A 5,034-nucleotide genomic window follows, 5' to 3' on the forward strand; every position below is an offset into this window, starting at 1 on the left:
TTTGCCTACTTCTTTTCGGCACTGCTCAGAGCGGTGACCGCGACGCTGGCGCCCGTCTTCAGCGCCGAGCTTGATCTGGCTGCATCTGATCTGGGGCTGCTGGCGGGCGCCTACTTCTTGGGGTTCTCTGCGATGCAGCTGCCGCTGGGCAGTGCGCTGGACCGGTGGGGCTCAAAGCGCGTGCTGCTGGTGCTTCTGTCCATCGGGGTACTGGGGTGTGTCGGCTTTGCGCTTGCGCAAAGCTTTACTGGCCTGATGCTCACACGTGTGCTGATCGGAGTGGGCGTGTCGGCCTGTCTGATGGCGCCGCTGACGGCCTTCCGGCAGCGCTTCTCGCCTGCTGCGCAGATGCGGGCGAACTCATGGATGCTGATGACGGGTTCGCTGGGCATGTTGGCTTCGACATTGCCTGTGCAGTGGCTGCTGCCGAGCCTGGGTTGGCGTGGCCTGTTCTGGTTGCTGGCGGCGTTGTTGCTGTTGGCGATGGTGTGTCTGCAGCTGCTGATCCCGCGCGACGCCCCGATGGCAGCGTCTGAGACGAAGACAGGCAGCTATCGGCAGGTCTTCCGTGACCCGCTGTTCGTGCGCATGCTGCCGCTGGCGCTGCTGCCGTATGGCGGCATGGTGGCCGTGCAGTCGCTCTGGGCGGGGCCGTGGCTGACCCGCGTCTGCGGCTGGAGTCAGGCCGAGGCAGCGCAGGGGCTGTTCTTCCTGAACCTGGCGATGCTGCTGACCTTTCTGGCATGGGGCTTGCTGATGCCAAGACTTGCTGCGCATGGCTGGGGCGCGCTCAGATTGCTCAAGGGGCTGCTGCCGGTTGGGCTGGCTTGCCTGCTCCTGGCCGTGGGGCTGGGCGAGCGCAGCGGTGTCTGGGCCTGGGCGCTGTTCTGCATGGGTACCTCGGTGGTGACCTTGTCTCAGCCGGCCGTCGGCCAGGCTTTTGACGCGCGCTTGGCTGGGCGAGCACTTTCAGCCTTCAACCTAGTGATCTTTGTCGGTGTGTTCGCGGTGCAGTGGGGCATCGGTCTTGCCGTGGATGCCTTGCTGGCGAACGGCTGGAGTACCCCGGCGGCGTTTCAGGGGGCGTTTGCCGTGCTGGCTGCGGGCTTCGCGCTTGCTTATCTTTGGTTTGTCATGCCCGGCGCCATATGGGCACGAGCCGGACGATAATCTCGCCATGACCGGTTTGCTGTTGATCGCCCACGCCCCGCTTGCCTCAGCGCTTGCGACGGTGGCGGAGCACACCTTCCCCAACTGTGCACCGCAGGTCACCGCCCTCGATGTGACGCCGGATATGTCGGTCGACGAGGTGGAGGCGCGCGCGCGCGCCTTGCTGAGCACCGCGGGGCATGCCGAGGTGCTGGTGTTGACAGATGTGTTTGGCGCGACGCCCTGCAATGCCGCCCGGCGCTTGCTGGACGATTCAGGCCATGTGCAGGTGGTCAGCGGTGTGAATGTACCGATGCTCTGGCGCACGCTCTGCTATTCAAACGAGCCCCTGGCGGAACTGGTGGCCCGAGCCTCCGAGGGCGGCGTCAAGGGCATTGTCAAGGCCGAGCCCGACCCTTCTTCCAATCCCCCGTGCGATAGCTGCCGATGCTCAAGTCCACTCTCCTGATCAGCAACAAACTGGGCCTGCATGCCCGTGCCTCCGCCAAACTGACCAAGCTGGCGGGCGGCTTCCAGTGCGAAGTGTTTTTGAGCCGTAACGGCCGTCGCGTCAATGCCAAGAGCATCATGGGTGTGATGATGCTGGCCGCAGGGATGGGCTCTCAGGTCGAGTTGGAGACCGATGGTGCGGATGAGGCACAGGCGCAGCAAGCCCTCACCGCACTTGTGAACGACAAGTTCGGCGAGGGTGAGTGAGTGCTGCGGCTGATGCCCGCGCTCATTCCAGGAAGTGGCGACGATAGCGTGATGGCAGGTCAGCGATGCGCATCATCAGCGGCAGGTCGGCCGTGTTGAAGTCCGGGTCCCAGGCCGGGGCACCCAGCACGCGCGCGCCGCAGCGCAGATAACCCTTGATCAGAGGCGGAGGCTCCACTTCTAGATCGTGGCGCAAGTCGTCAACAGGCAATGCGAGGTGGGGGCTGACTCGCCATTCCGCCGCAGCCATCTGGGTTTGTTCCAGGCGCTTCCACAAGCTGGCTGCGTAATGCCCGCCGTCCCGCATGCTGACGCTGGCACAACCGATCATGGTGTCGAGCTTGTTGCGCAACATGAACTCGGCCAAGGCCCCCCACAAAGCCATGATCGCGCCGCCGGAGCGGTGATCGGGATGCACGCAGGACCGGCCCAGCTCCACCATCCGTGATCGAAGGCCGCTGAGCGGTGAGAGGTCGAACTCGGTCTCGCTGTAAAGGCCGCCGGCGCGGTCGGCTGCAGCAGGCGTCAGCACGCGATAGGTGCCGATCACGAGGCCTGCGTGGTCAGCCGTTTCGTGAGTTCTCACGATCAGGTGCTCGCAGTAGTCGTCGAACCGGTCGGCGTCGTGTCCGGCAGGAGTCCCAGGCGGTGGCGTCAGCTGCGCGCCCATTTCTCCGGCGAAAACCGCGAATCTCAGGCGTTGGGCTTCGCGGACCTCGTCCTGCGTGCGAGCCCATGCCACATCCAGCTGAGGCCGCGAGAGAGCTTGAGGGGTGTTGTCCAGTTGCGGCGCTGGAAGTGACCTCCGGAGCGCAGTCTCGGTGCGCAGCTCAGAGAACGGCAGTGTGGGCAGCGGAATGTCCCTCATGGCAACCTCGTCTGTGGATGACGCCTGTCATGCTCGGACGCTGCGGTGACGCTGCCGTGACGGGCGCGTGACGGGATGATGAAGCTGCAGCGCTGCTACAGTCAGTGCATGAGCTTCCAGGTCTTCGGCATTCCGGTTTCGCGCGGCGTGGCCATAGGGCGTGCTGTGCTGGTGGCGTCGAGTCGAATCGACGTGGCGCATTACTTCATTGACGACGCCAGTGTGGCCAGCGAAATCGAGCGCTGCTTGCGTGCGCGCGATGAAGTCGTCCGTGAGCTCGAGACGCTCAAGGTTGATCTTCCCGGCGATGCGCCTCAAGAGTTGGCGGCGCTCCTTGATGTTCATCTGATGCTGCTCCACGATGAGGCACTGACCGGCGCTACCAAGCAATGGATCGTCGAGCGGCACTACAACGCTGAATGGGCCCTATCGGCACAGCTTGAGGTGCTGGCGCGTCAGTTTGACGAGATGGAGGACGAATACCTGCGCGAGCGCAAAGCAGACCTGGAGCAGGTTGTCGAGCGGGTGCTGGGAGCTTTGGCCCGGGAGCAGGGGAAGGGCCAGGGCAATGCAGCCAGTGTCGCTCAGCGTGACTTTGCTGGCGAAGACCCGCTGCTGCTCGTGGCGGCCGATATCGCCCCCGCGGACATGATGCAGTTCAAGCGCAGTGTGTTCCACGGATTCATCACCGACATCGGCGGAAAGACCTCGCACACGGCGATCGTCGCCCGCAGCATGGACATTCCGGCGGTTGTCGGAACCCGCGAAGCATCCCGCCTGATTCGGCAAGACGATTGGGTCATCATCGACGGAGATGTCGGTGCGGTTATCGTGAATCCGTCGCCGATCGTGCTCGAGGAGTACCGCTTTCGCCAGCGGCAGAGCGAACTGGAACGTGCGCGCCTGGCTCGTCTGCGCCACACGCCGGCAGTGACGCTTGATGGTGAGCGAATCGAACTCCACGCCAATATCGAACTGCCTGGCGACGCGCCGGCGGCTGTCGAAGCGGGGGCAACGGGAGTTGGGTTGTTTCGCAGCGAGTTCCTCTTCATGAATCGCGGTGGGGAGTTGCCAGGCGAGGATGAGCAGTTCGAGGCGTACCGTGCCGCGGTGGAAGCCATGCAAGGCATGCCGGTCACCATTCGCACCGTCGATGTTGGTGCCGACAAGCCTTTGGATCGTATGAGCCCCAGTGAGTTGCGGCACGAGCATGTGCTCAACCCGGCGATGGGGCTGCGAGCCATTCGCTGGAGTCTTGCCGAGCCCAGCATGTTCCGCCAGCAGCTGCGAGCCATCTATCGGGCCAGTGCGTTTGGGAAGATCAGACTGTTGATCCCGATGGTTGCGCATCTCTCCGAGATTCGCCAGATTCAAGAAGCAATCGCGCGCGTCAAGCAACAGCTGACGGATTCCGGTCATGCATATACCCATGTCCATTTGGGCGTGATGATCGAAATACCGGCCGCAGTTGTGATGTTGCCCCTGCTTTTGCCTCATGTGGACTTCGTGTCGATCGGCACGAACGACTTGATTCAATACACATTGGCCATTGACCGCGCCGATGAAGCTGTAGCGCATTTGTACGACCCTTGGCATCCGGCTGTGCTTCAGTTGATCGCTTCGACGATTGCGCAGGCTCGCCAAGCGGGCCGCTCTGTCAGCGTGTGCGGTGAAATGGCCGGGGACCCCGCCTTCACTGACCTCCTGCTGGCCATGGGGCTGCGAAGCTTCTCAATGCACCCGTCGCAGATCCCGACGGTGAAGCAGCGAGTTCTCCGCGCAGATGCAGCACGTTTGTCTGCAGCAGTGGAACAGATACTCGGGAGCGAAGATCCGGCAGCGGTTGCCGAGCTCGCGTTTGCGGGCCAGAGGCACCGAGGGACCACTCTTCAATAGAGCCTTCGCCGGACAGACGGCAATGCAGTAACGATGCCACACCGGCGCGGTAGCGGCTGAGCGCTGCGAGGCCCCACAACCCTCATGCGGCGACAAGGTTGCGGCGGCCCGCAGCATGTGTTCTCTAACGAAACGACCGCCGATGTTGCACAGTCTCCAAAACCTGTGCCATAATCTAAGGCTGCGCTGAACACAGCAGGTGTCGCGAAAGCGGTGCTGGCAGGGTTGGGTGCAGGGTGGTGGAGAAAAGCGGATTTGAAAAATATTTCAGACGAGCTTGACAAGCGAATCAAAAGCGAGTCATAATCTCACCTCTTCGCTGATCACTGATTAGCGACGCGACGCGAAAGCAGTTGCGATGTTCTTTAAGAATTCACAGCCGATAAGCGTGGGCGTTTGAAGAT

The 5,034-nt window shown here is 62.7% G+C and carries 5 protein-coding genes; 4 read left to right on the plus strand and 1 reads right to left on the minus strand.

All coding sequences use genetic code 11. The features are described 5' to 3' along the window. The 3 genes from ACIQ67_RS19450 to ACIQ67_RS19460 all read left to right on the plus strand — a co-directional run. A partial coding sequence (locus ACIQ67_RS19450) for an MFS transporter (protein WP_397536026.1) occupies nucleotides 1-1,170 on the plus strand: 1,170 nt, incomplete at its 5' end. A gap of 7 nt (nucleotides 1,171-1,177) precedes the next feature. Further along, the gene (locus ACIQ67_RS19455) at nucleotides 1,178-1,618 is read left to right on the plus strand and encodes a PTS sugar transporter subunit IIA (RefSeq protein WP_397536027.1); all 441 of its coding nucleotides are present in this window, start codon (nucleotides 1,178-1,180) and stop codon (nucleotides 1,616-1,618) included. Further along, nucleotides 1,597-1,866 (plus strand): HPr family phosphocarrier protein, encoded by a 270-nt coding sequence (locus ACIQ67_RS19460; RefSeq protein ID WP_397536028.1) that lies wholly within the window; start codon nucleotides 1,597-1,599, stop codon nucleotides 1,864-1,866. The genes ACIQ67_RS19455 and ACIQ67_RS19460 overlap by 22 nt, the downstream gene beginning before the upstream one ends. Before the next feature lie 22 nt (nucleotides 1,867-1,888). Here ACIQ67_RS19460 and ACIQ67_RS19465 read toward each other — a convergent pair whose 3' ends face one another. Beyond that, nucleotides 1,889-2,734, minus strand: coding sequence for a GNAT family N-acetyltransferase (locus ACIQ67_RS19465; protein ID WP_397536029.1), 846 nt, complete (start codon nucleotides 2,732-2,734; stop codon nucleotides 1,889-1,891). 108 nt (nucleotides 2,735-2,842) lie between these two features. Between ACIQ67_RS19465 and ptsP the strand changes: the two genes are divergently transcribed. Then, a complete protein-coding gene (gene ptsP / locus ACIQ67_RS19470; protein ID WP_397536030.1) occupies nucleotides 2,843-4,630 on the plus strand; it encodes a phosphoenolpyruvate--protein phosphotransferase in 1,788 nt (595 codons plus the stop codon). The last annotated feature ends 404 nt before the right edge of the window (nucleotides 4,631-5,034 follow it).

Origin of the sequence: Roseateles sp. (assembly GCF_044373315.1) — a bacterium.
In the GTDB taxonomy this organism is placed as follows: Bacteria; Pseudomonadota; Gammaproteobacteria; order Burkholderiales; family Burkholderiaceae_C; genus JACDQM01.

Bases quoted from the DNA above. Each gene is read 5' to 3' on its own strand.
- ACIQ67_RS19465 (WP_397536029.1), bottom strand. From the start codon at position 2,734: ATGAGGGACATTCCGCTGCCCACACTGCCGTTCTCTGAGCTGCGCACC.
- ptsP (WP_397536030.1), top strand. From the start codon at position 2,843: ATGAGCTTCCAGGTCTTCGGCATTCCGGTTTCGCGCGGCGTGGCCATA.
- ACIQ67_RS19460 (WP_397536028.1), top strand. From the start codon at position 1,597: ATGCTCAAGTCCACTCTCCTGATCAGCAACAAACTGGGCCTGCATGCC.
- ACIQ67_RS19455 (WP_397536027.1), top strand. From the start codon at position 1,178: ATGACCGGTTTGCTGTTGATCGCCCACGCCCCGCTTGCCTCAGCGCTT.